Source organism: Paenibacillus sp. MT86, from assembly GCF_058792535.1.
In genome coordinates this window covers 843,160-867,955 of record NZ_CM179499.1, presented here as the reverse complement: position 1 = coordinate 867,955, position 24,796 = coordinate 843,160, and the positions used below count along the sequence as shown (strand labels likewise).

Here is a 24,796-nt window from a genome sequence, read left to right as displayed (position 1 = left end):
CTTTATATCACCTCTTGTCGGGATTTATCCTTATTCTCCACTATGTTCGGAAGCCGGATCTCGGCCTTCGTGTATAAACCCGGCTCACTGTACAATTTGACGCCGTAGCCATCTCCGTACATGTGAACGATCCGCTCATGCACATTGCGTACCCCCATGCCGCTGAAACGGGATGTATTTCCGTTCTTGCCCGTCTCCCCCAGAAGCTGCGCCTGCTGCCCCGCCGTCATCCCCTTGCCATTGTCGATCACTTCAATCTTGAGGTCGCCTCCCTCTTCACATACGCGGATCAGCACGAGTCCCTCCTGCTCCAGCGGTCCGATGCCATGAATGATGGCATTTTCCACAAGGGGCTGCAGCATCAGCTTCAGGACCCGGCATTCCAGCAAAGTTTCGTCCTCCACCTGGGTGACCATCCGGATCGGCTCCATATACCTGTACTTCACGATGGAGATATAGCGTTCCACATAATCCAGTTCCTCCCGCACCGTCAAAAATTCGCTCGAATTGCCCAAAACGCCGCGCATGAGCTCGATCAACGATCCGGACACCTCTTCGATATTCGGCACGCCGTTCATCTTGGCCAAATACTTGATGGTATTCAGCGAATTGTATAAAAAATGAGGATGAATCTGCGCCTGAAGCGCCGTTAATTCGGCCTCCCGCTTCTCTTTCTCGCTGACCCGGATCCCTTCCAGCAGCCGCTTCAAATCCTCCACCATGCTGATGAAGACACGGTACAGCTGTCCGGTCTCGTCCTCGCTTTTGATTTCCTTTTTCGGGAACGTCAGATTCCCTTCCTTCACGAACATCATCAGGGATTTCAATCGCCGGATGTTGAGGGTGATTCGGGAAGATACCTGCAGCGAAGCGATCAGGACAACGATAAACACGATGATGGATACCTCCGCCAACAGTTTGCGGAGCCTTGCCGATTCGCTCAGCAGCGAGTCCATTGGTATCAGAGCCAGGGTGCTCCATCCCGTATACCCGGATTGACGGCTCACGACGATATAATCTCTGCCGTCTATGCTTTGCTTGATAGCATCCCCATTTCCTGCAAGGTCCTGATGGATGCGGAGAATCTTATCGAACGAAGGGGCAAAGGCTGGCGCCGATTCGGCTTCATAGACGAAACCACCCTGCTTGTCGAGCACATAAATCATGCTATCGGTGGTCGGCTTCACGCCGTATGTTTTTTGGATAAAATCATAATTCAAATCCACCATGACCACTCCGATCGTTTCGCGGTTATATCGAATCTCCCGGCCGATCGTGATGGCATCCGATACGCCCGACTGCTTGAAATACGCATGGCGCGATCCGTTGTGGAGCATGTAATCCATCATGGGGCTGCCCAAGACCGTCTTGTCCAGCCACGGACCGCCCGAGAAATACACCTTCCCGTTCAAACCGACCACCGCAATCCGCGAAATATAGGGCTTGTAATCGATCAGGACGGAGAGAAACTCGTCGATCCGCTTCTGTTCCTGAAACCATTCATAACTAATCTCTTCATGGGGGCTCAGCAGCGTGTCGATCACCGTGTTTTTGTTGGTCACCACGACGGTGTTCAGCCGGTCGATTTCCTCCAGCATCATATTCAGCGATTCATCCGCCTGCCGGATGCTGTCCGAAACCGAGGTGACGGCATTTTGCATGATCGTCTCGCGCATGCTCATATACACGATGACCGTAATGGAGACGATGGACAGGAGCGTCACCGCACTGAACGCAATGAATATTTTCCCTTGAATGCTTCGTCTGGGCGATAGCCATCTTTGAATCGTAGAGAGCTTCATGGCGAGTGTCTCCTTTTTTAGGTTCAGTAGAACCGGCCCGTAACCGTTTTCAAAAGTATATAATGCTTCCTGGAATCAGCATGGATTTTCACGCATCGTTATGGGAGGGACCTTGAAATAAATCTTGAACGCCCGGGTGAATGAATACAAATTGGGATAACCCAGGGACAGGGCAATCTCGGTAATCGTGGCGTCCGTTTCCGTTAGTAACCGTTTGGCCTTGTCCATTCGGATGCGCTGAAGATATTTCAGCGGGGGCATTCCTACCTGGCTCGTGAACATATTGGAGAAGTACGAGCGGTGCACACCCGCGAATTCGGCAACCTGCTGAACGGATATCCCCTCGGTAGCATGCAATTCCATGTAATCCAAACACTCGTGAATCCATCCCGCAAGCTCCGTCGGCTCTGCGGAAGCCGTGTCGGGAACCATGCCGGCGAGCAGACCATAAACCAAACCGTGCAGCTCGAGCGATACCGACGGCTTCCAGCGCTCGACGCCGGCCAAGGCATCAATCACGCATTCGGCGGACTTTTCGACCCGGGAGGAGATCATTTGTCTGCCAAACGGGCTTTCCGGCACCAAGCCGGCCAGCTCGAGCAGCGGCCTTACCCTGTTTCCGTCCAATGCCAGCCAGCTCATCCGAAGCGGTGCATCCGAGGGAATCAGGTGATAGTAATAAGTCCGGCCCGGAAACAGGCAGAACAGATCATTCTTCTGCAGATCCACTCGTTTGCCGTCGAACTCCAGCCGCACCGTTCCCTCATGCACGAAGTGCAGACTGTAACACTCGATCCGTTTCGGCCCGACCCTGTAATTGGGCTTGGCTAAACTTCGCCCCGCCCGGACGGGCCAGATCTGTGCCTCTTTATCCAAATATCCCGGCGTATAGTAGATAAACTCGGCATACTCGTATTCGTACTCCTGCAACTCGACTTCCCCTCTTCCCTTCATTTTTTCATCAAGAATAACAAAATGACAACAAAAATATAACACGGTGCTATTTTGATAACCTCTATTTTTCAATATCATCATACTAGGAGGGGATTACACTTGTCGAGAAGACCTAACATTTTGCTAATCACTAGCGATCAGCAGCATTGGAATACGATCGGCGCGTTTCAGCCTGAAATCTCTACGCCGAACCTGGACCGCCTCGCGCGCCAAGGGACGACGTTCGATCGGGCATACTGTCCCAATCCGACCTGCACGCCGAGCCGGGCTTCCATCATTACGGGGCAGTATCCGAGTCAGCACGGAGCCTGGACCTTGGGGACCAAGCTGCTGGAAGACCGCCATACCGTCGGCGAAAGCTTCCAAGAAGCCGGATACCGGACCGCGCTGGTGGGAAAGGCACATTTTCAGCCGTTAACATCCACGGAAGACTACCCGTCCGTCGAAGCTTACCCGATCCTTCAGGATTTGGCGTATTGGCGAAATTTTCACGGTCCTTTTTACGGCTTCGATCACGTCGAGCTGGCGCGCAACCATACGAACGAGGCCCATGTCGGACAACATTATGCCCTATGGCTGGAGGAGCAAGGATGCGCCAATTGGCGCGATTACTTCCTGCCGCCTACGGGAACCATGGACCCTACCCAAACGTACACATGGCCCATCCAGGAAAAATACCACTACAATACCTGGATCGCCGAGCGGACCCATTCGCTTTTGGACCAATACAAGAAGGCGGAAGAGCCATTCTTCTTGTGGGCAAGCTTCTTCGACCCGCACCCGGAATATTTGGTGCCCGAGCCTTGGGATTCGATGTATGATCCGGAGAAACTCACGATCCCGTCCCTGACGCCCGGAGAGCATGACCGCAATCCGCCGCATTTCGGATTGACGCAGGAAGAGGAGCCCGATTTTTCGCATCTCGCTGAGACCGGGTTCGGCATTCACGGTTACCGTTCCCATCACTATTACGAATACGGCTCGAAATCCAGGTTAACGGAATACGACAAGAAAAAGCTGGTCGCCGTGTATTACGGCATGATCAGCATGATGGATAAATATATCGGCAAAATACTCGATAGACTGGACGAACTGGGACTGTCGGAGGATACGATCGTTGTCTTCACCACCGATCACGGACATTTCTTCGGCCAGCACGGCCTTCAAGCCAAGGGCGGGTTCCATTACGAGGATTTGATCAAGCTTCCGTTCATTGTGCGTTATCCGGGACGGGTGCCCGCCGGGAAAAGGTCGAATGCGATACAGTCTCTGGTCGATCTGGCCCCGACCTTCCTATCCTTCTGCGGCATACCCGTCCCGCACGCGATGACGGGCATCGACCAAAAGGACGTGTGGCTCGGGGCTGTCGATACCGCCAGGCAGCACGCCCTCTGCGAATTCCGGCATGAACCCTCAACGATTCATCAAAAAACGTACATCGAGCAGCGTTATAAAATCACCGTTTATTACAATCAAACCTACGGCGAATTGTTTGACCTTGAAGCAGATCCCGGAGAACTGCACAATTTGTGGGACGAACCGGGATATGAGCAGCTGAAGGCGGAGCTGCTGCTTAAATATATCTGGGCCGAGCTTGGCAAGGAGCCGATGCCGATGCCGAGAATCCATCACGCCTAATGGAAAAGCTAAACGCGTACTTGAGCCGGGCGAAGGAACGGTTCATGCTGCTTACCCGGCTATTCTGGACCTTCTTTCGCATCGGGCCTTCCACCTTCGGAGGCGGATACGCGATGCTGCCCATGATTGAGCGCGAAGTGGTGAGCAAGCAAAAATGGGTGAGCGAGGAGGAAATCGGCGAGCTGATCTCGCTTGCCGGTTCCGCTCCCGGCGGCGTCGGCGTGAATGCCGCCGCCATGATCGGGCACCGCCAAGCCGGCATGGCCGGGGCTGTTTCGGCCGTGCTGGGCGTGACATGTCCCACATTTATCATCGTGCTCCTGATCAGCACGGCTGCGGTGTTTTTCCGGGATCAGCCCAAGGTTGAAGCGGCTTTAAAGGGGATGCACGGCGCCATCATCGCGCTGATCGCGGTGGCTGCTTACCGGATGGCCAAATATGCCGTCTTTGATGCCACCACAACGATCACCGCCCTTGCCACCGTATCCGTGATGCTGTTCACCGGCGTCCATCCCCTCTATCTGATTGCGCTTAGCCTGCTCGGCGGCATGGCCGTCATCCAGATCAAGATACGGCTGGGACTTCGAGCGGATACAGAGAAGAAGGCTGCGGCCGACAGCTGCCCGGAATTGGAATATTACATTTGAGCGAAACGAATCGGGGCGAAGGAAATGTATTGGGACTTGTTCATGATATTCATTGGTGTAGGCCTTGTGTCTTTTGGCGGCGGATATGCGGTGATCCCGGTCATTCAGAAGGAGATCACGGAAAAAGGGCTGCTGACCGCAGCGGAATTCCAGCAAACCGTGGCGCTGGCCGGCATGGCGCCCGGGTCGATCGCCACCAATGCCGCCACGCTGATCGGCTATCAGACCGCCGGCTATGCCGGGGCCGTCGTCTCGACCGTCGGCATCATCCTGCCGTCGCTGGTCGTCATCGTGATGCTCTCTGCCTTCTTCTACCGCATGCGGGGGAATCCATGGGTGAAATCTTCGTTATACGGCTTGCGTCCGGTTACGACCGGACTCATCGTCTATGCGGCCATTCATTTTGGTTATCCCGATGAGGGCGACGGGGCTTTAAGAGGACTCATTCCCACGCTGCTGATTTGCGGGGCTTGTTTATTTCTCCTGCTCAAATACAAACTCCACCCGTTGCTGATTCTCCTTGTGGCCGGCGCTGCCGGCATCGTTTTATTCTAACGCTTGACGGTGAAGCGGGAAGCTTCAGATGGTGCTCCAACGGCATCCCAGTATGGTTCTCTTGTGCATCGTGCGCACGGGTCCCTCCATTCGGGCCTGGTGCGTGCTGGGGCATGCTTGGATGGCTGGCTGCGGGTGTATGAGTGATTCGACAGGGATGGCTTTCCCAAAGAAACGAATAACAAGCCGGAACCCCTTTATATGGTCCGGCTTGTTCTCGTTTCTTATTTATGGCGCCAACCGTTCCGAAATGCGTTTGGCCATCCACTCGTTTACGTCCCAGAGATCCGCGACGGGAGCCCCTGTGAAAGGGAGGGTGTGCATGTACCCGGGCGGACCAAATTCAGGCGTTATGCTGGTGTGACTGAGCCCTTGCTCTCTTCGGTATTGGACAATGCGTGACCACCAGGCTTCAAAGACTGTCAGCTCCCGGCTGTATTCAGGCGCTCCGGGATGGGGAACCTGCGGGCCCTGAGCGTAGCCTACGCGCGCGTGAATATGGACGGTACGCCGTATGGCGGCTTCCATGTCTTCCGCATAGTCCTCCAGCAAGGACTCGGTCACGCAGCACCAGTGGCTGAAATCGGCCGTAATGCTCAGCTCCGGGAACTCCTCCAGCAAGGTGCGCGTCGTCCACGGCGTGAACATCGCCCGCGACCGGTGGGTTTCGTGCGCGATGGTGATGCCGACCTCCTGCTCGATCATCAGCGCTGCCTCGAAAAAACGCAATTGCTCCTCGATCTTCATGCCATCCCGGGCGCTATGGGACACGATCAGCTTCGGACCGAAGGCTGCGGCCCGGCGCGCCTGCTCGGCAAAGGTTTCTTGATGGGGGACGGATGTAGTCACTTGGGCAATGTAATGGAGCTGAAATTCCTCCAGCAAATCCTTAAATTCGGCTTCCCGATTCGCTGCCGGCAGCGGAGCTTCAATCCCGGCGTAACCGGCTTGTGCAGCCCTCGTCAATTGCTCCCTGCAGCTTCCCTCCATGCCCCACAGAGCCTTATACAGCTGAATGTTCAATTCATGCACGCTCCTTTATCCCCTCCGGGTTATTCGTTGACGAATTTCGTTCCGGCGATGTTCTTTCCGCGGGCCAGCCACACCTTAAAACCGGGATTCTTATCCGGATAAACCAGCGCGTCCGTCGAGAAATACCGCATGGTGTACCCGCAGCGCCGGTACGGGCTTGTATTCGGCGCCGCGCCATGAATGATGCGCGAATCGTGAAGCGAGCATTCCCCTGGCTCTAGTTCGAAATAAACCGCCCGGGACTCATCAACCGAGCCGCTCTTGATTTGGGTGTCGAACAAATTCTTTGTCCCGTCCACCTCCTCATAGTCCGAGAACCCGCTATGATGCGTGCCCGGAATGACGCGCATGCATCCATTCTCCTTCCAGCTGCGGTCGATCGCCAGCCATACGGTGATAATCTTATCGAAGCTGCTTAATCTTCCGTTCCAGTACGCCGAATCCTCATGCCAAGGCGTTGCGCGTCCGACATGCGGATCTTTGCAGATAAAATGGCTCGACCACAGCCCGATATTCGGCCCGATGATCGGTTCGACCAGATCAAGCACCTCATCGGCCAATAGGAAATCCAGCAGCCTTTCGTCACGGAAATGCGGCGTATCCAGTTCGTCCGATAGCTTGCTGCCCTTCTCCTCCAGCTGTTCTTCAAAGATTGAGGTCAGTACCTGCATTTTTTCGGCGCTAAAGAGCGGTTTCCGGTATAGGTAATACCCGTTCTCCTTATAAAACTCGACTTCCTGCTTCGAAAGCGCTTGCGTTGTCATCATCATAACCTCCAGTCAAGTAAGGATTTCACGAACTGAGGCCATTATATCCCGGACGGTGACACTATACTGCGCATTCGTTAGGAAAAATACTGCATATCTTCGGCTATCCCTGCATGATGGCGGTACTGCCTGGGGGACATCCCTTTTCGCTGACGAAACACCCTCTCAAAATGCCCTAACGTATTGAAGCCGGAGGCGTAACAAATTTCGGTGACGGGCAGCGAGGATGCCCGAAGCAGCGATTCGGCAAATTGCATTCTGACATTTTGCAGGTAACGCTGAAAGGACTGTCCCACGGACTTCGAGAAACACTCGCTGAAATACGTTGCCGAGTATTGGGCCTGTGCGGCGGCATCATCCAATCTCAAATCTTCCCGGAAGTGGTGGTGAATGTAGATCAAGGCCCTTTGCAGGTTTACGTTAAGCTGCCGATTCCCGGGCCCGTTCGTGGGCAACGCGCGGTTTGCGGTACTGCCCCGATGCAGATCCACCAACAGCCGCTGAAGCGTAGCCCGAATCGCGATCTCGCTGCCTTCGCGCCAAGCTCCGGTTTCTTCCCTCATCCGTTCATAATCGGCGAATATCTGCCGGTGCTGCATCTCCTCGAGCTGTGCATGCAGCACCAGCTTGCCTCCGAACAACCAGTGATACAGGTTATCGTCCATCATGGCCTCGGTAAAAATGACATTGTATATTTCAAGAGGCTTGTCTTCCACGGACACCAGCTCATGGAAGTCGGCCGGCGTCAGCAGGAAGAGGATTCCGGAAGACAGCGGATACGCGGAGCCGTTGAGCCTATGCTCGCCTTCTCCCCCAACTACATAACTCAGCTCGTAAAATTCATGCCAATGCAGCGGAATCGTCCCCGGATGAATGCCGTGAAATACTTGAACAGGCGCGCGAGGCTGCAATCGGTAATCCTCATTGGTTAGCCTGGGAGGCTGTTTGGTTTCCACTTGCGACGCTCCTTTTCGCTTTTCGAATTCACTAAACTCTCACGCCGGAGACGGTCAGGTCGGTACCGGCTAGAGCTCTCCCCGAGCCATGTTCTGCCGGTGCGATTCGGCCAGCCGAGCAAAGTACCGAATGGCGAAATCCCGGAACAGCACCGCCGTCTGCATCAGGTATCGGTCCTTGGGCCAAGACAAGGAAATCGAGCGCTTGCACCAGCTTTCTTCGAGCCTCAGCTGGACGACATCGGGCCCGGTTGATCCGCCCCATGTCACGACCGGCAGGAAGGCGACGCCCTGACCCGCTCGAATGAGACCGCGGACGGTGGCGGGGTCGTCGCTCTCGAATCGGATGCGGGGGGTAAAGCCGGCAAGACGGCAGAACGCATCGGTCGTTTCGCGCAGCGATTTGCCCGGAGGCAGCGTAATGAAGCTCTCTTCCTTAAGCTCCCGCAAGCTGACCCGATCTCGATCCGCAAGCGGATGGTCGGCGGGTACCGCAACCACGATCTCCTCTTCGAGCAAGCACACCGAGGTCGTTCCCTTCGGCGGCTCTGCGCCATCGGACAGGCATAAATCGAAGCTCGGCATCCCTACGGATGACAAAACGTGCTGCTGCAATTGGAACTCGGCATTCGGGCATTCTTTGCGAAAATCGGCCAATAGATCCGGCAGCAAATGCGAGGAGACTCGCACATCGAGCGTGATGGCGGCGGAGGTGCTGCCTCTGGCATCCTGCAGCTGCAGCTTTCCGTCCTCCAGCGCCTGCAGCGCAATATCCACTTGATGGAGAAACAGCTTGCCATGCTCGTTCAGACGTATGGATTTGCGTTCCCGCTCGAACAGCTTGGTTCCCAGCTCGGTTTCTAGCGATGCGATCATTTTGCTTAATGCCGGCTGCGATATATGAAGGCTATGGGCTGCTTTCGTCATGTGCTGCATTCGGGCAGCAGTCTGAAAATATTTTAATTGCAACAGTTCCATCTCATTCCAACTTTCTTTGATACATAACTCATCAGTTATCATTTATATAATCTAATATATATTAGGGCTCATCATAGAAACAAGATATAATAATCTCATCTTGTAAGGATAGGAGACGGTCAACTTGATCGTGCAAACATTATCAGGCACAGTGGAAGGCGCCGATTTAAACGGCGTGCATGTATTCCGGGGCATCCCCTATGCTGCCGCACCTGTAGGCAATCGCAGATTCAAGCCTCCGGCCCCTCCGCTCGCTTGGATGGGCGTAAGGCCGTGCAAGCAATTCGGGCCGATCGCCCCCCAGCAGCATCAGCCGAACGGGAACGTGCCCGGGCTTGCACAGTCCGAGGATTGCCTAAACTTAAATGTGTGGACAACGGGCGTCAGTGAGAAATTAAAACCGGTCATGGTTTATATCCATGGCGGCGGGTTCGTGTCGGGGAACGGAGCGGAGTGCGATGGATCCCGTTACGCAGCAGAGGATGGGATCGTCTACGTATCGATCAATTATCGGCTGGGCACGTTAGGTTTTTTGTATTTGGGAGACCTGCTCGGCAACGGGTATGAAACCTCCGGAAACCATGGCATGCTTGATATCGCGGCTGCCCTCCGGTGGGTTCGGTTGAATATTGCCGCTTTTGGCGGCGACCCGTCGCGGGTAACCGTCATCGGCAATTCTGCCGGGGCCAAATGTACCGCCACCCTCTACGTGATGGAAGCGGCACAGGGCTTATTTCACCGGGCCATTGCCCAAAGCGGCGCAACGCAGTCGATACGGGATTGCCAAACCGCCAATGTCACGACTCTTAGGCTGCTTGAAGAGCTGGGGTTACCGCAAGCACAGGCGCATCAGCTGCTTGAACTTCCTGCGGAGAGAATCATCGAAGCGCAGTCGGCGATCGGCTCCGACACCTCGCGCAGCCTGCATATGTTCGGCCCGGTTGCCGACGGCCATGTCATTCCGTTGGATCCACTGGCGAGTCTGGCCGGGAACACCGGCCTCCCGCCGCTGCTGATCGGCACGAATGAGAATGAAGCGGCTATTTTTATCCATAACGATCCGGCGCTTCAGTGCCCGGCTTTCGAGACGCTCGTACGTTTCTTCGGAGAGAATGCCGCTGTGGCGTGGAATGCTTATGCTTGTTATGAGCAATCGATGGCTTCGGGTGAAGCGTGGAGCAAAACATTGACCGAACATCTCTATACGATCGGAGCGATGCAGTTTGCAGAAGCCGTGGCATCGTCAGGAACTCCTGTATGGATGTATCGGCTCCAATGCGGCGGCTCGCTCGGCGCGATACACGGGTATGAAGGCAGTCTCATCGGCGCAGCATTCAACCGAAATGTGATGCCCGCTGAATGGCACTCCAATGAGGATCCCTATTCCGTAGCCGCCGAGAGCTATGCGCTGGCACGCGCCATGCGGGAAGCATGGGTCGCATTCGTACAAAGCGGAGAGCCGAATATTCGTGCGTTGCCGGCTTGGCCCGTCTATGGGAGCGGGCACCCCACCATGGTACTGGACCAAAACAGCTGCGTTCGAGAGGACCTGCCAGTTCCCGCCGGAATCGGCGTGCCCCATCAGGTTTGGAGGATGGCCTGATGTTGTTGATCCAGATCGCCCTCGTTATGGTGCTGCTCGGACTACTCCTCGGTTTCGTGGGCGCAGGCGGATCGGGTTTTATCATCTCCATCCTGACGGTTGTATTCGGTTATCCCATCCATACCGCGCTGGGTACCGCACTGGCGGCGATGTTCTTCTCGTCGCTTTCCGGTTCGGTCAGCCATTATCGGGAAGGGAATATGGTGCTGAGAACGGGTGCCGTCGTCGGCTTAGCCGGTGCGGCAGGGGCGTGGGTCAGCTCAGGCTGGTCCTCGCTGATTCCCGAGGATCAACTGGGCTTTATGACATCCGGGATGCTCTTCGCCTCCGGACTGGCCTTATGGTTCAGGATGATGTACGTCTCACGGCGGTCCAAGGCTTCCGAGGTCTCGGCTCCACCGGTTGTCCAGGGTTTCCGATACTGGCTGCAGGCGCTGCTCATCGGACTGATCACCGGTGCCTTATCGGGTTTGTTCGGAATCGGCTCCACTCCGTTCATCCAGATCGGGCTCATGCTTGTCCTCGGCATGTCGATGCGCTTTGCCGCCGGCACGACCATGCTGGTCATCATGCCGATTGCGCTGGCCGGAGGCGCCGGATACTTCTCGATCGGATACTTGGATGTTCAACTGCTCGCCGCCGTTGTGGTCGGGACGATGTCCGGCTCGTACGTCGGAGCAAAATTTACGAAGCGCGTACCCGTTGTCTGGCTGAAAACCTGCATGATCCTTACCCCGATGATCGGCGCTGCCATATTGCTGCTGTAAGGGCTGTTCGAACAGCTTCTAGTTATTTAATAATAAAATACGGAAACAACAAAAAACCTTCCAATGATCGTCATTCGATCATTGGAAGGTTTTCGCTTTTTGAATGTTAGAATCGAGTCATAATTCGCAAGCGATGGCTTTTATCTATTTACGAACGACGGTATAGCCTTTATCCTCAAGCAGCTTCACGATGCCATGCTCACCCAGATAGTGGGCTGCGCCAACCACGATGAAGTACTCTTCTTTTTTGCCGTTCTTCAGGTATCCGTCGATTTTCTCGGCCATGCCGATGTTGCGGTCAATCAGCATCGCTTTGTTGTATTCCTCATCAACGGCCATGCTGTTGGTGAACTCCAGCAGCGCCTCATCATTACCCGTCTTCCACATTTCAGCCAATTGCTCCACACCGTCATCCAGCACGTCGAAATTATCCAAGGCGATGTTGAGATTCTTTTCTTGCAGCTCTTTGGAGAAGCCATTAAACATGCCGAGCTGCAATTCATAGGATTCTAGCTCGATTACCGGAATTTTGCGCTCGATCGCTTTCTGGACGAAATACAGATCGATTCCAGCAGCGGCTTCGTAGCCAGCCTTCACCGCTTTCAAGCTGCTGATCGTGGTTTCCACTACCCATGGCTTGAATGCATCCAAGGCATTCGGCTTCATGCCGCTCTCCGTCAAGATTTTGCCTAGCTTGGCGTACGTCTCGCCGGACACATGATCCTTGAGCGCTGTTCCATCCTTATACATGCCCATATCCATGATCAGCTGCTGCTGCGCTTCGTCAGCTGCTTTGCTGACATCAACCTCGACGCCGAGATAATCTGCTTCGGCAAAGGCTTCCTCAAATTCCGGACGCAGCGGGTAGAAGCTGTCATCCGCGATATGCATGGAGCCCACCAGATACACAGTATTCCCATTGCTCTCTACTTCCCACATAAACCCGCGGCCGCCGGTCTGTGCGGTTTCCGTCGCCTTGGAAACCAGCAGAACGGTACGGGTTGCTGCATTCCATTTGACCTCATAGCCGGCTGCGTCCCCGACAACCCGAATGGGTGCATAGGTTACGCCATTGATTCGTTTCAGTTTGCCTTTCAGGGTAATGGTCTTACCGTCCACCGCCGCAGTAATGGTGTCATCTGCAGCTCCCGTCAGTTTCACGTCCAAAGCCTGGAGCGTGCTTCTAAGCGGAACAAGCGTCGTGCCTTTTTCTATAACCGGTGTGCCAAGCGAATATTCGACAACTTGGTTATTCACTTTCACAGCCGGCTGCTGCGGCGCTGCCATGGCAGGCACTGACGTGGCGAGCAATCCCGCCGAAATCGTGAGAGACAAGAGCATGCGTTTCCAATTTTTCATGTATGTAAGCTCCTTTATGTTGGTGTGGTCTTATGCGGCAAAGAATAACCGTGCTGTACTCTACTTATTTTATGGGGTTATGTCCGCCATACCGATGTCGGTATGGCGCCCCCCTTTAACTCTACTTTTTGTTCCGGCAGCCCTAACACTACTTCCACCGCTTTACATCTTATAAGCCTTCATTGCTTTTCTGAGCTCTTTGAACGTAGGGCGTTTACCGTACATCAGGACACCGGTGCGATAGATTTTCGCAGCCAGCCAGCCGAAGACGAGAATGGCCGCGATCAGGATCGCCAGCGAGAGAAGAATCTCCCATACGGTAATGTCGCCTAGTCCGATCCGTACCAGAATCGTGGTCGGCGAGATGAACGGAATGTACGAGGACACCTTCATCAGCATCGAGTTTGGAGCGCTCAGGCTAAAAATCGCGATATAGAACGCCACCAGCGACAGCATCGTAATCGGCATGACCGCCTGCCCTAAATCCTCGGTACGGCTGACGATCGAACCAATGGCCGCATAAAGCATCGCATACAAGAAATAGCCAAGGATGTAGAAGATTAAACCGAACACCAGCAGCATCGGGTCGATCGCGCTCAGGTCGAGATTCATGTCCTTCAATGTATCCAGGTTGTGCGGAAGCATCAGGTTCACGGCGGCCACGATGCCGAATGCGGCGATCTGCGACAGACCCAACAGGAACATGCCGATGACCTTGCCAAACATTTGGCTCAGCGGAGATACGCTTGTAATCAAGATCTCCATAATACGGGAGCTCTTCTCTGTCGTCACTTCGGAGGCGATCATGTTCCCCGTACCCATCAAGGTGAAGAAGAACAGAATAATCAGAGCGTACACCACAATGTAGTTAATAACTTCGGAAGCCCCTTCCTTCTCATCCGAAGCCCCGTCTGCATTGCCAGACGGATTCGTGCTTATGCTGCGTGCGTCAATCTGAACCGGCATATTCAGTTCATTGATCTGGGCATCGGACAAATTGAGTCCTTCTACGATGCTGCGCGTCTTCGCCACCTGCAGCGCTGCTTGCAGATTGGATTGCAGTTCCGGGCTCATGGCCTCGTCTTCGGAGCTGTAGACCACGGTTGGGAACGTATTGCCATCTTGTGCTTCAAATTTCAAATAGCCTTCGATTACGCCGTCTTTAATGTCTTGATTCAGGGCAGCTTCATCTGCCGTTTCGTATTTGACGAATTCGTAGGAATTGGCCGGTAAGCTGCTCCAAGTGGTCTCCAATTGTTCGGCAAGCGTTTGTTCTTGTCCATATACCAGCCCGATGCGGGTGGTCTCTTCGGATCCCGCCTTATCCCCCGTAAACATTTGGATCAGAAAAGGAAGATTGATCCCGATCGTAATAATGAGTGCAAATATCAAGGTAGAAACGAGAAACGACTTCGTTCTTACTTTATTCATGAACGTAAATCGGATAACGGTCCACATATTATTCATTGGATTCACCTACCGCCTTTATGAAGATTTGATTGAGTGTCGGTTCCTTCACTTCAAACCGATGGATCGTGCTTTGCGACATGGCCGTATTCAAAATGTTCTGCGCTGCATCAACCTGACTGATTCGGATGGAGTAACCGTCCTCTGTCCGCTCCACCGCCGTTACGCCAGGCAGGGCTTCAAGACCCCGAACTTCACCGGACGTACCGAGCACCACCTCTTCACGAGGATACTTGGATTTGATATCCTTCAAATTCCCTTTTACCACCGTATTGGAGCGATGGAGAATCGTAATGTTTTTGCACAGTTCCTCAACGTGTTCCATCCGGTGAGTGGAGAACAGAATGCTCGTTCCTTTGTCTCGGAGTTCTTTTACCGTTGATTTCAGAAGTTCGACGTTAACCGGATCCAGTCCGCTGAAGGCTTCGTCGAGAATGAGAATCTGCGGGTCATGGACAACCGCTGCGATAAAGCCCATTTTTTGCTGATTGCCCTTGGACAGCTCTTCGATCTTCTTGTCGTAATAGTCGGGAACTTCAAACCGTTCCAGCCAGTATTTCAAACTCTTATCCGCGTCTTTCGCGGACATGCCCCGCAGCTGAGCCAAGTAGGAAATTTGCTCGCTGACCTTCACTTTCGGGTATAACCCGCGCTCTTCCGGCAAGTAACCCATAATGTGACGCAGTTCCTTGTTGTACGGCTTTCCGTTGTACAGGATCGTTCCGTCATCCGGGTAGATCAGTCCAAGCACCATCCGCATGGTGGTTGTTTTGCCGGCGCCGTTCGCCCCGAGCAGCCCGTAGATTTCACCTTCCTCAACCTGAAGCGAAATCCGGTTTACTGCCGTTTTGTCTGCATAAATCTTAACTACATTGTCTAATTGCAATCGTTGCATCTCCTAAAAACCCCTCTCTATCCTAGTTCTGCACATTGGCAGGCATGTTTCCGTCAATCCATAATCGAAGAACTTCATCCAGCTCCAAGGAACGGGTCTGAATAAATGGGATGCCTGCAGACTGCAGGATCTTCTCCACTTCCAAGCATTCCGTCGTTATAAAAGATATCGTGCTCGCTGTCTCTTGCTTGAAGCTCAGAATACCCGGCAGCTCCTTTACAATGGAGGCATCTCCCTGAATCCAGCATTCCCTCCAGTTGTCCAGCAGTGAATCCTTCTCCACCATGCCGAGCATCTTCCCGTGATGGATGAGAATGACATAGTCCGCCAGACGCCGGATTTCATCCACCACATGGGTGGAGAGCACGATGGTCGTATCCATGGACTTCATCACTTTGTGCAGCTGATCGATCATCAGCTTCCAAGCGAATGGATCCAGGCCCGAGGAAGGTTCATCCAGCAGCAGGAACTTGGGCCTTGGCGCCAGCGCAGCGGCGATCTCGAACTTGCGGCGTTCCCCCTTGGACATCTTGCGCAGTTTGACGCCCCGCGGGACATCGAACCGGGATAAAAGCTCATCAAAAAAATAACCGTCCCAATCGTCATACCAGGATGCGCGGAAGCTGGCCGCTTCATCCACCGTCATATGCTGTTCTTCTATGCTTAGCTGTTCAGGAACGAAGCCCATCTGTTTACGGATCGAGACCGGAAGCTCTCCCCGGTAAGACTCGCCGAACCAGGTGATTTCGCCTTCGTCCGGAAACACGGTCTGCATCATCATGTTCAGCAGCGTGCTTTTTCCCGAGCCGTTAGGTCCCACCAGGGCAACGATATATCCTTGGGGAATCGATAATTGGATCGGGCCGATGGTTTTCGTTCTTCGCCGTTTAATGACATTACGAAACTCAATAACATGCGGTTCCATGGAATGTTAGCGACCTCCTTTGGCGTCATATTTTTCCCGGACAACTTCCATGAACATCTCTTTCATCTCATCTTCATTGAATTGAACGGCAAGCCCTTTATCTACGGCATCCCTTAATGCCTCAATGACCGCATCGCGTTTATATTGTTCTCGGGCTTGGTCGCCGACGCCGGCAACAAAGGTTCCCGTGCCTTGCCTCGTTCGCAGCAATCCTTCATTCTCAAGATCCTGATACACCCTGCGCACCGTAATGACGCTACACTTCAGATCTCCGGCAAATTCCCTAATGGATGGCAATAACGTTCCCTCCTCGATTTGACCGCTAATAATGAGCGAGCGCAGCTGTGTTTCAATCTGGTGATATAAAGGCTCTGCGCTATTTTCATTGATCTGTATCAGAAGTCGCACCTTTTACCACCTCGCTTTTCTTTTGTGCATAAGCCCGTGCCAATGCATACCGTACGGATTCATCTTTAGGTCCTTCATGATAAATCCCTGGTCTGCTGCCGCGTGTAGGTTAACTTGCTCATAAGCAGCATGGACGCCAATCCCGCAATCAGCGAACCCCACATCACCGGAGATAACAGGCTCCATTTCATGGCGGCGTTCGCTGCGAATTCGAATATGCTGTAACCCAGCAGGCTCAGTACAGCGATCAATCCCGAAAGGAGCAGACTCATAAGAACGGTATTCCTTAGATACACCTTGCCGCTGCACATATTTTCCCAGTAGATATAAGGTCCCGTTAATAAAAATCCAACCCCGACCCATGTCAGCATAAAGGCGATATAGCTTGGAATATCCATCACGCCTCTAAGGTGATTCCCGATAGCATAGATGATTCCGTAAAACACGATGCTGTTGATGGCAAAAGCGATCAGGGAATTAATGATCCGACTAACAAAAATCGCGGAAGCCGGCACCGGTATGCTCCGGTAGAAGTACAGCATTCGGGTGTATGAATCCTCGTTCAAATATTTGAAGGACTTCCGGTTAAATAAAAATCCTACAAAAGGAGCAAAAAGCACCATGATAAAATCGACAAACGGGTTATTGTATTCGTCTAGATGCTCGAACTGAACGTTTATGACGACGCTCGTGGCGAACCCCATGTACAGCATGAACAGTATGTTCCATATGATTTGGAGCTTATCGCTTGCGAAGTCTTTCTTTACGATCTTCATCGCATTATGGATAACCTGTTGCAATGCGTCTCACCCTTTCATTCCTTCATGTATTCATTTCGTTTTATTATCGCAGTCTGATCTCACTGTGCTTAGTGTGATTACTGTGCTCACTGTGTATATCTTTATACACAGTATATAGTGTGTATATAAACAGTGTCAATAGAATTTGTAAAATTTTATGATTATCCTGGTTTCAACAGCGACCGGAACGAGTTTACTCCCCCATCCCCGCCCTCACACTCTCTAAACAGCTGTCAGAGGTTTTCTGTCGGGTGTCACCATCCCTGTGCCGGCGATTAATTCAAGGACTTCCCTGCACCAGGGGAGTGTAGCCGTGGAGGAGACCTGGCGTTCGCCTTTGAAACCGGGAAACCACCTTTTCATCTCATCCCAGTTTCCTGGTTTCAACAGCGGCCGGAACGGATACACTCCCCCACCCCCCGCCTTCAAATTGCTCTTGAATAATGAACCGCCCTGCCCAAAACAAAAAACACCCGCCAGATTTCTCTGACGGGTGTTCTCCTCCAATTACATTCCAAATATGACTTTCCATACAGGCTGGGTATGCCCGCCCGGGTACAACAGGTACAACAAGGTATACACGGCAACGCCGGTGATGGCCGTAAAGAACCAGATGATCGACGTAACCTTGCCCCACTTGCGGTGCTTGGAGAACTTCTCCTTGAAGCCGAGGACCAGCGTCGTGATCCCGAACACAGCGGCTACGGTAGCCAGTACAATGTGGAAGATCAGGAATACCTGGTAATACGGCTTCAGGTCATCAGGTCCGCCCCATGACGTGTTGCCGATGAATACGGTCCGCGAGGAATAGATGATAAAGAAGATGACGGCTGCGATGGCCGCCCAGATCATCACTTTCTTGTGGGCCTCGCGCTTCCCTTTAATGATAAGTCCCCAGCCAATCGCCACCAGCACGGCGCTGATGACGATGAAAGTTGTACTGACCGTGGGAAATATAAAAAACCAATCCATATGGATCCCCCTTCAATAATCCTGTTACGCCTGATTGAGTTTACCTGGAGGAATCTCGCCAGGCAAAGGATCGTCTTCCTGATTTTCTCGTTTGTACCAGTGAAAGAACACATAGGCCAGCATCGAGGCAAAAATGATTTCCTGGAAAAACTTCATGATGATCCCGCCCACTCGCTGGTCAATCGCGGGCTCCAGGTAGCCGAAGAACTCCGGCCCGCCGAACTGGCTGAGCAACGCGGAGGTATCGCCGGCAACGCAATAGCCCATCGCCTTCGCCCATACCACTGGATCGCTATAAGTTGCGTACATCGGTTCGCTTGAGAAAATAATGAGCCCGCATGCCGGTGTCAGCAAGACCATGTTCAGAAAGATGTATCCCATCTTCATAAGCCCTGACGACTTGTCCTTCTCCGGAATCGGTTTAATGATGGCCCACCACATCAGCAGCGAGGCGATAAACAGGATCAAGTAATACAGACGGTGCACCCAGAAGTTTAACATGACAAAGTCATGGATGACCGGGATGTGATAAAACGAAAACAAGCCGTTAAACAGAACCGCGGCAACAATCGGACGCGCAAGGAAACCGAGCTTCTTAAACGGATTGACCTTGTCGAAGGCGCGCCACATCCAAACAGGAATACCCAGAATCAAGAGCGGCACTGCCATTAGATAGGACATGGCCATACTGACCATATGAAACGAGAACATTGTATGCCCGAGCAGTTCAATAGGTCCACCTTGTGCGAGATAGAACGTTAGCATACCGCCTACAAACAGTGTTTTCCTTCCTGCGGAAACCGGAGCACTCCCTTCAAAGCGACTGCTTAGCGGCCCGGTCAACAGGAAGTAGCCTGCCGTAACGAGCAGCATAAATGCCAGGAACAAGGGACTCCATTTATCTGCAAAACTAAAATATTCTAAGCCCAGCATGCAAAAACCTCCCCTAAACGGGTTAAATTCTGTCGAAATTGTGACACCTTCCTACGACTTAAAAAAAGAGGGGGCTGAAGTAGCCCACCTCTTTTTCATTTTACCACCAAACCCAGAACAGTGCCATGACAATACAGGTACTAGCTACGAAGAAGCCGCCAATCATGAACAGGATTGGCATCAGATGCCCTTTGTCCTTCAAGTGCATCCAGTAACCCATTTGCACGAACACCTGCAACACAGCCATAACCAGCAAAAGGATGATCGTAAATGCTGTGTTGATGCCTCCGGCTGCGACAGCCGCAAAAGCAATCGCAGTCAAGACGATGGAGAAAATAAAGACGACAATGTGTTTCTCAGGACCTTCCACACGATGGCGGTGTTTCACTGTAGGCCCCTCATTGGATTGTTGATTCGCAGTCATTCCTTAGCCCACCTTTCCAAGAAGGTATACGACCGAGAAGATGAACACCCATACAACGTCGATAAAGTGCCAGTACATAGCAGACACATAAACCTTAGGTGCTGTAACCACGGTTAACCCTTTTCTGTACAGCTGAGCAATCAACAGGCTGATCCACACGACCCCGAAAGCAACGTGGGCGCCGTGGAAGCCAACCAGCGTATAGAATGCAGACGAGAATGCACTCGTCTTCATGTTAAACGATTCATGCACAACATATTCATAGAATTCATAAATCTCAAGGCCAAGGAATCCAAGACCCAGGACAACGGTCACGATCAGCCACAGCTTCAGCTTCTCGATATTATGACGGTGCAGCGCCTGAATGGCGAACACGCTGGTCAAGGAACTGACAAGCAATATCAGCGTTGCTGCTGCCGTGATCGGCAGTGAGAACAGCTCAGCAGCAGTTGGACCTTCGTTGTTCTGGCCGCGAAGCGCCAGGAACGTTGCAAACAACGTACCGAAGAGCACGGCCTCTCCACCGAGGAAGAGCCAGAAACCAAGAACCTTATTACGGCCTTCGAGTGTTGCCTTCTCGGGCTCGTGAGGAAGTTCGCCGTTTACATGTTCAGCGTGACTCATGCTTTACCCTCCCCTTCCAGTTCTTCAACTTCGATGTGATATCCATGATCATCGTACAGGGAACGAGCGATCATTGCCGCGAACGTAATCAGAAGACCAACAATCAGAACGATATATTTATTGAAGATTAAGCTCATGAACGAATTCGAGAAGTCTTCCGTGCTAAACATGAAACCAAGACCCGCGATGAACAGACCCAGTGACATCACAAACGGAAGGATGCTTGGCGAAGGCATATGGATCGGACCAACCGGCTCGGATGGTGTCATCTCTTTATTGCCTGCCATCTTCTCTTTCCAGTAAGCGTCAATGCCGCGAACGAGCGGAATTTGCTTAAAGTTGTACTCTGGCGGTGGAGAAGGAATGCTCCACTCGAGCGTGCGTCCATCTTCCCATGGATCCGCTGCAACGCCAACCGGTTTTCTTGTAGTGACGGCAATGTTAGCCAAGAAGAGCAATACGCCGATCCCCATCAAGATTGCACCGATGGTACTGATGAAGTTAAGTTCGTCGAAATTCTGGTTCGGCAAGTACGAGACAATCCGCCGCTGCATACCTAGCAATCCAAGGAAATGCTGTACGAAGAATGTCATGTGGAAGCCGATGGCAAACAACCAGAACGTCCATTTGCCCAACGTTTCGTTCAGCATACGGCCGAACATTTTTGGCCACCAGTAGTGAAGGCCGGCAAACAGACCGAATACCAGACCACCAACGATAACGTAGTGGAAGTGAGCTACAACGAAGTACGTGTCATGGAACTGGAAGTCTGCAGGAGCAGAAGCCAGCATGACGCCGGTAACCCCACCCATTACGAAGGTCGGTACGAAACCGATCGCAAACAGGTTTGCGCTGGTGAAGCGGATTTGGCCGCCCCACATCGTGAAGAGCCAGTTAAAGATTTTGATACCGGTAGGAACGGCGATCAGCATCGTTGCGATGGAGAAGAGCGCATTCGCTACAGGTCCAAGACCTGTCGTAAACATATGGTGAGCCCAAACCATGAAGCCCAAGAAGGCGATCAGGATGGTTGCAAATACCATGGAGCTGTATCCGAACAAACGTTTACGGGAGAATGTAGGGATAACTTCTGAGATAATACCGAACGCCGGCAAAATCAGAATGTAAACTTCAGGGTGACCGAAAATCCAGAAAATATGCTGCCACAATACAGGGCTTCCGCCTGCCGCAACATCAAAGAAATTGGCACCGAGCAAACGGTCAAAGCTGAGCAATACGAGACCTACCGTAATGGCAGGGAATGCGAACAGAATCATGGCCGAAGTGATGAACGCCGTCCATGTAAACATCGGCATTCTCATGAAGGACATGCCAGGCGCACGCATCGTAATGATGGTAGCCAGGAAGTTGATACCACCGATCAACGTACCGAGACCTGCAATCTGAAGTCCTATCGTGTAAAAGTCTACGCCGTGCGTGGACGAATAGTCGTTGGTGGAGAGCGGCGTATAGGACGTCCAGCCCGCATCAGGCGCGCCGCCCATAATCCAGCTCAGGTTAAGCAAAAGTCCACCGAACAAGAACGTCCAAAATCCGAGCGAGTTCAGAAACGGAAACGCGACGTCGCGCGCGCCGATCTGAAGCGGGATGACCGCGTTCATCAAGGCGAAGATAACTGGCATTACGCCAAGGAAGATCATCGTCGTTCCGTGCATTGTAATCAATTCGTTAAATACTTGAGCCGATACCAGATCGTTCATCGGCTTGATCAGCTGCAAGCGAATCAGAATCGCTTCGATACCGCCTATCCCGAAGAAGAAACCACCCGCGATCAGGTATAATATACCGATTTTCTTGTGGTCGACGGTTGTCAGCCAATCCATGATCCCCGTGTAGCGTTTGACGCTATGGCTAGAAGCATGAGCGTGAGCCAAGGTTTGTACCCCCTTTTAAAGTTCTTGCTGTATTAATAATCCAACTTATAATTGGCCAAGTAATCGGCAATCTGCTCGATTTCTTCGTCACTGAAGCCGAGATCCTTCGGATTAGGCATCGTGTTGCCAGGTTTTACAGCCTGAGGCTCCATCAGCCATTCCACCAGGTTGTCTTTCGTCGGCTTAGTGCCTGGTTTGCCGCTTATGTCGTTCAGCAAGATACTCGCAATCGTCTCACGGGATCCAATGCCGGTCAGGTTAGGACCCATCGCTCCGCCTTGGTCGCCCACAGCGTGGCAGGAAAGACAGTTGGTCTTGAATTTCTCGGCGAGTGCCGCATCCGCAGGAAGCACGGCTGGCTCTTTGAATGCCGCCACCCATTTGTCAAATGCCGCATCGTCAACCGCTTTCACCCGGAATTCCATGAAACCGTGGGAAGGACCGCACAACTCCGCGCATTTACCAATGTATGTATCCGCTTTGTCAGCAACCAGAGTCATGTAGTTAACGCTGCCTTCCGTGTTTGTATCCATCTTGCCGCCGAGCGATGGTACCCAGAAGGAGTGAAGCACATCATTCGTTTTTAATTGGAATGCAATCTTCTTGCCTACGGGAACAACCAGCTCTTGAGCCGTTCTTACGCCGTAGTCTGGATAATTGAACTCCCACCAGAACTGGTGAGAAGTAACTTCCACCTTAACTGCATCTGGATTGTTCCAGTCGTTCTCTCCGTAAGCAAATACCTTTTGAATAGTAGGAACTGCAAGCACGAGCACCAAGAGCAGCGGAATCGCCGTCCAAATGATCTCAAGCTTATGGTTACCTTCCACTTGCTCAGGAATTTCATCTTGTCCCTTTTTTCTACGGAATTTAACAAGCACGTATGCGGCAATTCCAAATACCACAACCATTACGACGATCATAATCGAAATGGAGAGCTTAATTAAATCCAGTTGACCTTGTGCTACCGGACCTTGTGGTCTTAAGACCGACAAATCCTCTCGGCCGCAGCCGGATAACACCAAAGCAAACATGGCCATCAAAGGAAGAAGACGCTTTACAGCCTGCCACCGTTTCATCATTGATCTACCCCACTTTTCCGATTTTCGTAGACTACCATCCGGCGCAAACAGCGGTAATCTACCTGCACAATCACGGATGAAGTAATCCTGTCAATTAAAGCAATCACTTATTAAATATAAGTTCATGGGTTGCTTTTGTCAATCATTCACAGGGAGTTCACAAATTGTTCGAAAAGTCGTCAAAGTCGCGCCGTTACTGATTTTGCAATCGCTTTCAAATCGCACCTTCCACCCCGCGACCCCTCATTCGACATTCTTCACATCCCGTCAACGACAGCCTTCATAGCTATATATACAGTCATTTCCGCCTTTTTGAATCTGTATGCAGCCCTCCCCCCTTTCGACCCTAACAAACATGATGAAGGAGGTGTTCCTCGAAAGCCGCAACCGGCCCTGCAAAGAACGCCTCCTATTATTATGGTATATTTTCGGCATCTTAATCCGTCAGAATAACAGCATCTCCACGCGTAATGGCAATCGTATGCTCATACTGGACGCCCACCGATCCATCCGCGCTGGAGATGGTCCAGCCGTCATCCCCCCAGAACACCGCCCCTGAACGGCCCAGGGTAAATACCGGTTCGATGGTAATGACCATGCCTGCTTTGAGTTTGAGGCCCCTTCCGGGATTTCCATAGTTCGGCACATCGGGCGGCTCGTGGATGGCGCGGCCGATGCCATGACCGACAAGCGGTTTGACGATCCCGTAGCCTTCCCTCTCGGCAACCCTTTCGATCGCATGGCCGACGTCACCCAAGGTTGCGCCGTGCCGCGCGGCCTCGATCCCTTTAAACAGAGCTTCGTGCGTATGCTTCATCAGCCGCCTTACTTCCGGGGAAACCTGATCCACCGCATAAGTCCAGCCCGAGTCGGCCAGCCAGCCGTTCTTGTTGACCACCATATCAATGGTGACGACATCCCCGGATTGCAGCGGCCGCTGGTCCGGAAATCCATGGCACACCACCTCGTTGACCGATGCGCAAGTCGCGTAAGGAAAACCTTTGTATCCTTTTTGCTCGGGGAAGGCCCCGTTCTTCTCCAGAAACTTCTCGACCCTGGCATCGATCTCGCCGGTCGTGATCCCCGGTTTGATGACTTTCGCTATTTCACGGTGACAGGCGGCCAATATGCGCCCGGCCTCGCGGATATGTCCGATCTCTTCCTTCCGTCTAAGCTGTATCCTCACATCTGCCCACTCCCTTATATCCTTATCGGATCGATTGCTAACAATATATGTAGGGACCGATGCAAAATGCCCCGAGAAGCAGACTTTCCGCGTAACACGAAGACACCATGATTGAAAAATGGCTAAA

24 protein-coding genes are annotated in these 24,796 nt (G+C 52.5%); 5 read left to right on the top strand and 19 right to left on the bottom strand.

Annotated elements, in window-relative coordinates:
* Positions 1-2 precede the first annotated feature (2 nt).
* Both AC3RCL_RS03750 and AC3RCL_RS03745 read right to left on the bottom strand, forming a co-directional pair.
* Positions 3-1,802 (bottom strand): sensor histidine kinase, encoded by a 1,800-nt coding sequence (locus AC3RCL_RS03750; protein ID WP_213580169.1) that lies wholly within the window; start codon positions 1,800-1,802, stop codon positions 3-5.
* 75 nt (positions 1,803-1,877) lie between these two features.
* Entirely contained in the window at positions 1,878-2,732 is an 855-nt protein-coding gene (locus tag AC3RCL_RS03745; RefSeq protein WP_277747798.1) for an AraC family transcriptional regulator, read from the bottom strand.
* A gap of 123 nt (positions 2,733-2,855) precedes the next feature.
* Between AC3RCL_RS03745 and AC3RCL_RS03740 the strand changes: the two genes are divergently transcribed.
* The 3 genes from AC3RCL_RS03740 to AC3RCL_RS03730 are packed head-to-tail and all read left to right on the top strand — an operon-like array spanning position 2,856 to position 5,596.
* Entirely contained in the window at positions 2,856-4,394 is a 1,539-nt protein-coding gene (locus AC3RCL_RS03740; protein ID WP_096777079.1) for a sulfatase family protein, read from the top strand.
* On the top strand, positions 4,394-5,041 hold the full coding sequence (locus AC3RCL_RS03735; RefSeq protein WP_375121840.1) for a chromate transporter: 648 nt from the start codon (positions 4,394-4,396) through the stop codon (positions 5,039-5,041). Before AC3RCL_RS03740 ends, AC3RCL_RS03735 begins: the two co-directional genes overlap by 1 nt.
* A 24-nt stretch (positions 5,042-5,065) precedes the next feature.
* The gene (locus AC3RCL_RS03730; RefSeq protein ID WP_096777081.1) at positions 5,066-5,596 is read left to right on the top strand and encodes a chromate transporter; all 531 of its coding nucleotides are present in this window, start codon (positions 5,066-5,068) and stop codon (positions 5,594-5,596) included.
* 228 nt (positions 5,597-5,824) lie between these two features.
* Here the strand turns inward: AC3RCL_RS03730 and AC3RCL_RS03725 are convergent, their stop codons facing one another.
* The 4 genes from AC3RCL_RS03725 to AC3RCL_RS03710 all read right to left on the bottom strand — a co-directional run bounded on the left by AC3RCL_RS03725 (position 5,825) and on the right by AC3RCL_RS03710 (position 9,329).
* Positions 5,825-6,628: a sugar phosphate isomerase/epimerase family protein gene (locus AC3RCL_RS03725; RefSeq protein WP_375121839.1), complete on the bottom strand. Its 804-nt coding sequence runs from the start codon at positions 6,626-6,628 to the stop codon at positions 5,825-5,827.
* A 20-nt stretch (positions 6,629-6,648) separates the two neighbouring features.
* Positions 6,649-7,395, bottom strand: a complete 747-nt coding sequence (locus AC3RCL_RS03720) for a phytanoyl-CoA dioxygenase family protein (RefSeq protein ID WP_012818926.1) — start codon at positions 7,393-7,395, stop codon at positions 6,649-6,651.
* Between the two features lie 77 nt (positions 7,396-7,472).
* Positions 7,473-8,351: a helix-turn-helix transcriptional regulator gene (locus AC3RCL_RS03715; protein WP_375121838.1), complete on the bottom strand. Its 879-nt coding sequence runs from the start codon at positions 8,349-8,351 to the stop codon at positions 7,473-7,475.
* 69 nt (positions 8,352-8,420) lie between these two features.
* Positions 8,421-9,329 carry a LysR family transcriptional regulator gene (locus tag AC3RCL_RS03710; protein WP_375121837.1) on the bottom strand — a complete coding sequence of 303 codons (909 nt, stop codon included), beginning with the start codon at positions 9,327-9,329 and terminating at the stop codon, positions 8,421-8,423.
* A gap of 130 nt (positions 9,330-9,459) precedes the next feature.
* Here AC3RCL_RS03710 and AC3RCL_RS03705 point away from each other — a divergent pair, with 130 nt between their 5' ends.
* Positions 9,460-10,932, top strand: a complete 1,473-nt coding sequence (locus tag AC3RCL_RS03705) for a carboxylesterase/lipase family protein (protein ID WP_375121898.1) — start codon at positions 9,460-9,462, stop codon at positions 10,930-10,932.
* Positions 10,932-11,699, top strand: a complete 768-nt coding sequence (locus AC3RCL_RS03700) for a sulfite exporter TauE/SafE family protein (protein WP_492534596.1) — start codon at positions 10,932-10,934, stop codon at positions 11,697-11,699. The genes AC3RCL_RS03705 and AC3RCL_RS03700 overlap by 1 nt, the downstream gene beginning before the upstream one ends.
* Positions 11,700-11,843: 144 nt before the next feature.
* On the opposite strand, the gene AC3RCL_RS03695 is transcribed toward AC3RCL_RS03700, so the two are convergent.
* The 13 genes from AC3RCL_RS03695 to map form a co-directional block, all read right to left on the bottom strand.
* Positions 11,844-13,058, bottom strand: a complete 1,215-nt coding sequence (locus AC3RCL_RS03695; RefSeq protein WP_096777085.1) for a TraB/GumN family protein — start codon at positions 13,056-13,058, stop codon at positions 11,844-11,846.
* A gap of 162 nt (positions 13,059-13,220) precedes the next feature.
* A complete protein-coding gene (locus AC3RCL_RS03690) occupies positions 13,221-14,525 on the bottom strand; it encodes an ABC transporter permease (protein ID WP_492534595.1) in 1,305 nt (434 codons plus the stop codon).
* Positions 14,518-15,420 (bottom strand): ABC transporter ATP-binding protein, encoded by a 903-nt coding sequence (locus tag AC3RCL_RS03685; protein WP_041621923.1) that lies wholly within the window; start codon positions 15,418-15,420, stop codon positions 14,518-14,520. Before AC3RCL_RS03685 ends, AC3RCL_RS03690 begins: the two co-directional genes overlap by 8 nt.
* Positions 15,421-15,442: 22 nt before the next feature.
* Entirely contained in the window at positions 15,443-16,345 is a 903-nt protein-coding gene (locus AC3RCL_RS03680) for an ABC transporter ATP-binding protein (RefSeq protein WP_012818918.1), read from the bottom strand.
* Between the two features lie 6 nt (positions 16,346-16,351).
* Entirely contained in the window at positions 16,352-16,753 is a 402-nt protein-coding gene (locus AC3RCL_RS03675) for a GntR family transcriptional regulator (protein ID WP_036664513.1), read from the bottom strand.
* Positions 16,754-16,827: 74 nt separating this feature from the next.
* A complete protein-coding gene (locus AC3RCL_RS03670; RefSeq protein WP_096777087.1) occupies positions 16,828-17,553 on the bottom strand; it encodes a hypothetical protein in 726 nt (241 codons plus the stop codon).
* Between the two features lie 507 nt (positions 17,554-18,060).
* The gene (locus tag AC3RCL_RS03665; RefSeq protein WP_096777089.1) at positions 18,061-18,525 is read right to left on the bottom strand and encodes a DUF420 domain-containing protein; all 465 of its coding nucleotides are present in this window, start codon (positions 18,523-18,525) and stop codon (positions 18,061-18,063) included.
* Between the two features lie 24 nt (positions 18,526-18,549).
* The gene (gene ctaG, locus AC3RCL_RS03660) at positions 18,550-19,458 is read right to left on the bottom strand and encodes a cytochrome c oxidase assembly factor CtaG (protein ID WP_012818914.1); all 909 of its coding nucleotides are present in this window, start codon (positions 19,456-19,458) and stop codon (positions 18,550-18,552) included.
* Between the two features lie 100 nt (positions 19,459-19,558).
* A complete protein-coding gene (locus AC3RCL_RS03655) occupies positions 19,559-19,882 on the bottom strand; it encodes a cytochrome C oxidase subunit IV family protein (RefSeq protein ID WP_012818913.1) in 324 nt (107 codons plus the stop codon).
* A gap of 3 nt (positions 19,883-19,885) precedes the next feature.
* Positions 19,886-20,506, bottom strand: a complete 621-nt coding sequence (locus AC3RCL_RS03650) for a cytochrome (ubi)quinol oxidase subunit III (RefSeq protein WP_009590523.1) — start codon at positions 20,504-20,506, stop codon at positions 19,886-19,888.
* Positions 20,503-22,350 carry a cytochrome c oxidase subunit I gene (ctaD, locus tag AC3RCL_RS03645; RefSeq protein WP_374705894.1) on the bottom strand — a complete coding sequence of 616 codons (1,848 nt, stop codon included), beginning with the start codon at positions 22,348-22,350 and terminating at the stop codon, positions 20,503-20,505. Before ctaD ends, AC3RCL_RS03650 begins: the two co-directional genes overlap by 4 nt.
* An 83-nt stretch (positions 22,351-22,433) precedes the next feature.
* Complete coding sequence (gene coxB / locus AC3RCL_RS03640) at positions 22,434-23,483, bottom strand: cytochrome c oxidase subunit II (protein WP_009590534.1); 1,050 nt, start codon at positions 23,481-23,483, stop codon at positions 22,434-22,436.
* A 436-nt stretch (positions 23,484-23,919) separates the two neighbouring features.
* A complete protein-coding gene (gene map / locus AC3RCL_RS03635) occupies positions 23,920-24,669 on the bottom strand; it encodes a type I methionyl aminopeptidase (protein ID WP_096777091.1) in 750 nt (249 codons plus the stop codon).
* Between the last annotated feature and the right edge of the window lie 127 nt (positions 24,670-24,796).

Bases quoted from the DNA above. Each gene is read 5' to 3' on its own strand.
- AC3RCL_RS03730 (WP_096777081.1), top strand. From the start codon at position 5,066: ATGTATTGGGACTTGTTCATGATATTCATTGGTGTAGGCCTTGTGTCT.
- ctaG (WP_012818914.1), bottom strand. From the start codon at position 19,458: ATGCTGGGCTTAGAATATTTTAGTTTTGCAGATAAATGGAGTCCCTTG.
- AC3RCL_RS03695 (WP_096777085.1), bottom strand. From the start codon at position 13,058: ATGAAAAATTGGAAACGCATGCTCTTGTCTCTCACGATTTCGGCGGGA.
- AC3RCL_RS03750 (WP_213580169.1), bottom strand. From the start codon at position 1,802: ATGAAGCTCTCTACGATTCAAAGATGGCTATCGCCCAGACGAAGCATT.
- AC3RCL_RS03720 (WP_012818926.1), bottom strand. From the start codon at position 7,395: ATGATGACAACGCAAGCGCTTTCGAAGCAGGAAGTCGAGTTTTATAAG.
- AC3RCL_RS03650 (WP_009590523.1), bottom strand. From the start codon at position 20,506: ATGAGTCACGCTGAACATGTAAACGGCGAACTTCCTCACGAGCCCGAG.
- AC3RCL_RS03700 (WP_492534596.1), top strand. From the start codon at position 10,932: ATGTTGTTGATCCAGATCGCCCTCGTTATGGTGCTGCTCGGACTACTC.
- AC3RCL_RS03680 (WP_012818918.1), bottom strand. From the start codon at position 16,345: ATGGAACCGCATGTTATTGAGTTTCGTAATGTCATTAAACGGCGAAGA.
- AC3RCL_RS03685 (WP_041621923.1), bottom strand. From the start codon at position 15,420: ATGCAACGATTGCAATTAGACAATGTAGTTAAGATTTATGCAGACAAA.
- coxB (WP_009590534.1), bottom strand. From the start codon at position 23,483: ATGATGAAACGGTGGCAGGCTGTAAAGCGTCTTCTTCCTTTGATGGCC.
- AC3RCL_RS03735 (WP_375121840.1), top strand. From the start codon at position 4,394: ATGGAAAAGCTAAACGCGTACTTGAGCCGGGCGAAGGAACGGTTCATG.
- AC3RCL_RS03710 (WP_375121837.1), bottom strand. From the start codon at position 9,329: ATGGAACTGTTGCAATTAAAATATTTTCAGACTGCTGCCCGAATGCAG.
- AC3RCL_RS03655 (WP_012818913.1), bottom strand. From the start codon at position 19,882: ATGACTGCGAATCAACAATCCAATGAGGGGCCTACAGTGAAACACCGC.
- AC3RCL_RS03665 (WP_096777089.1), bottom strand. From the start codon at position 18,525: ATGGATTGGTTTTTTATATTTCCCACGGTCAGTACAACTTTCATCGTC.
- ctaD (WP_374705894.1), bottom strand. From the start codon at position 22,350: ATGGATTGGCTGACAACCGTCGACCACAAGAAAATCGGTATATTATAC.
- AC3RCL_RS03690 (WP_492534595.1), bottom strand. From the start codon at position 14,525: ATGAATAATATGTGGACCGTTATCCGATTTACGTTCATGAATAAAGTA.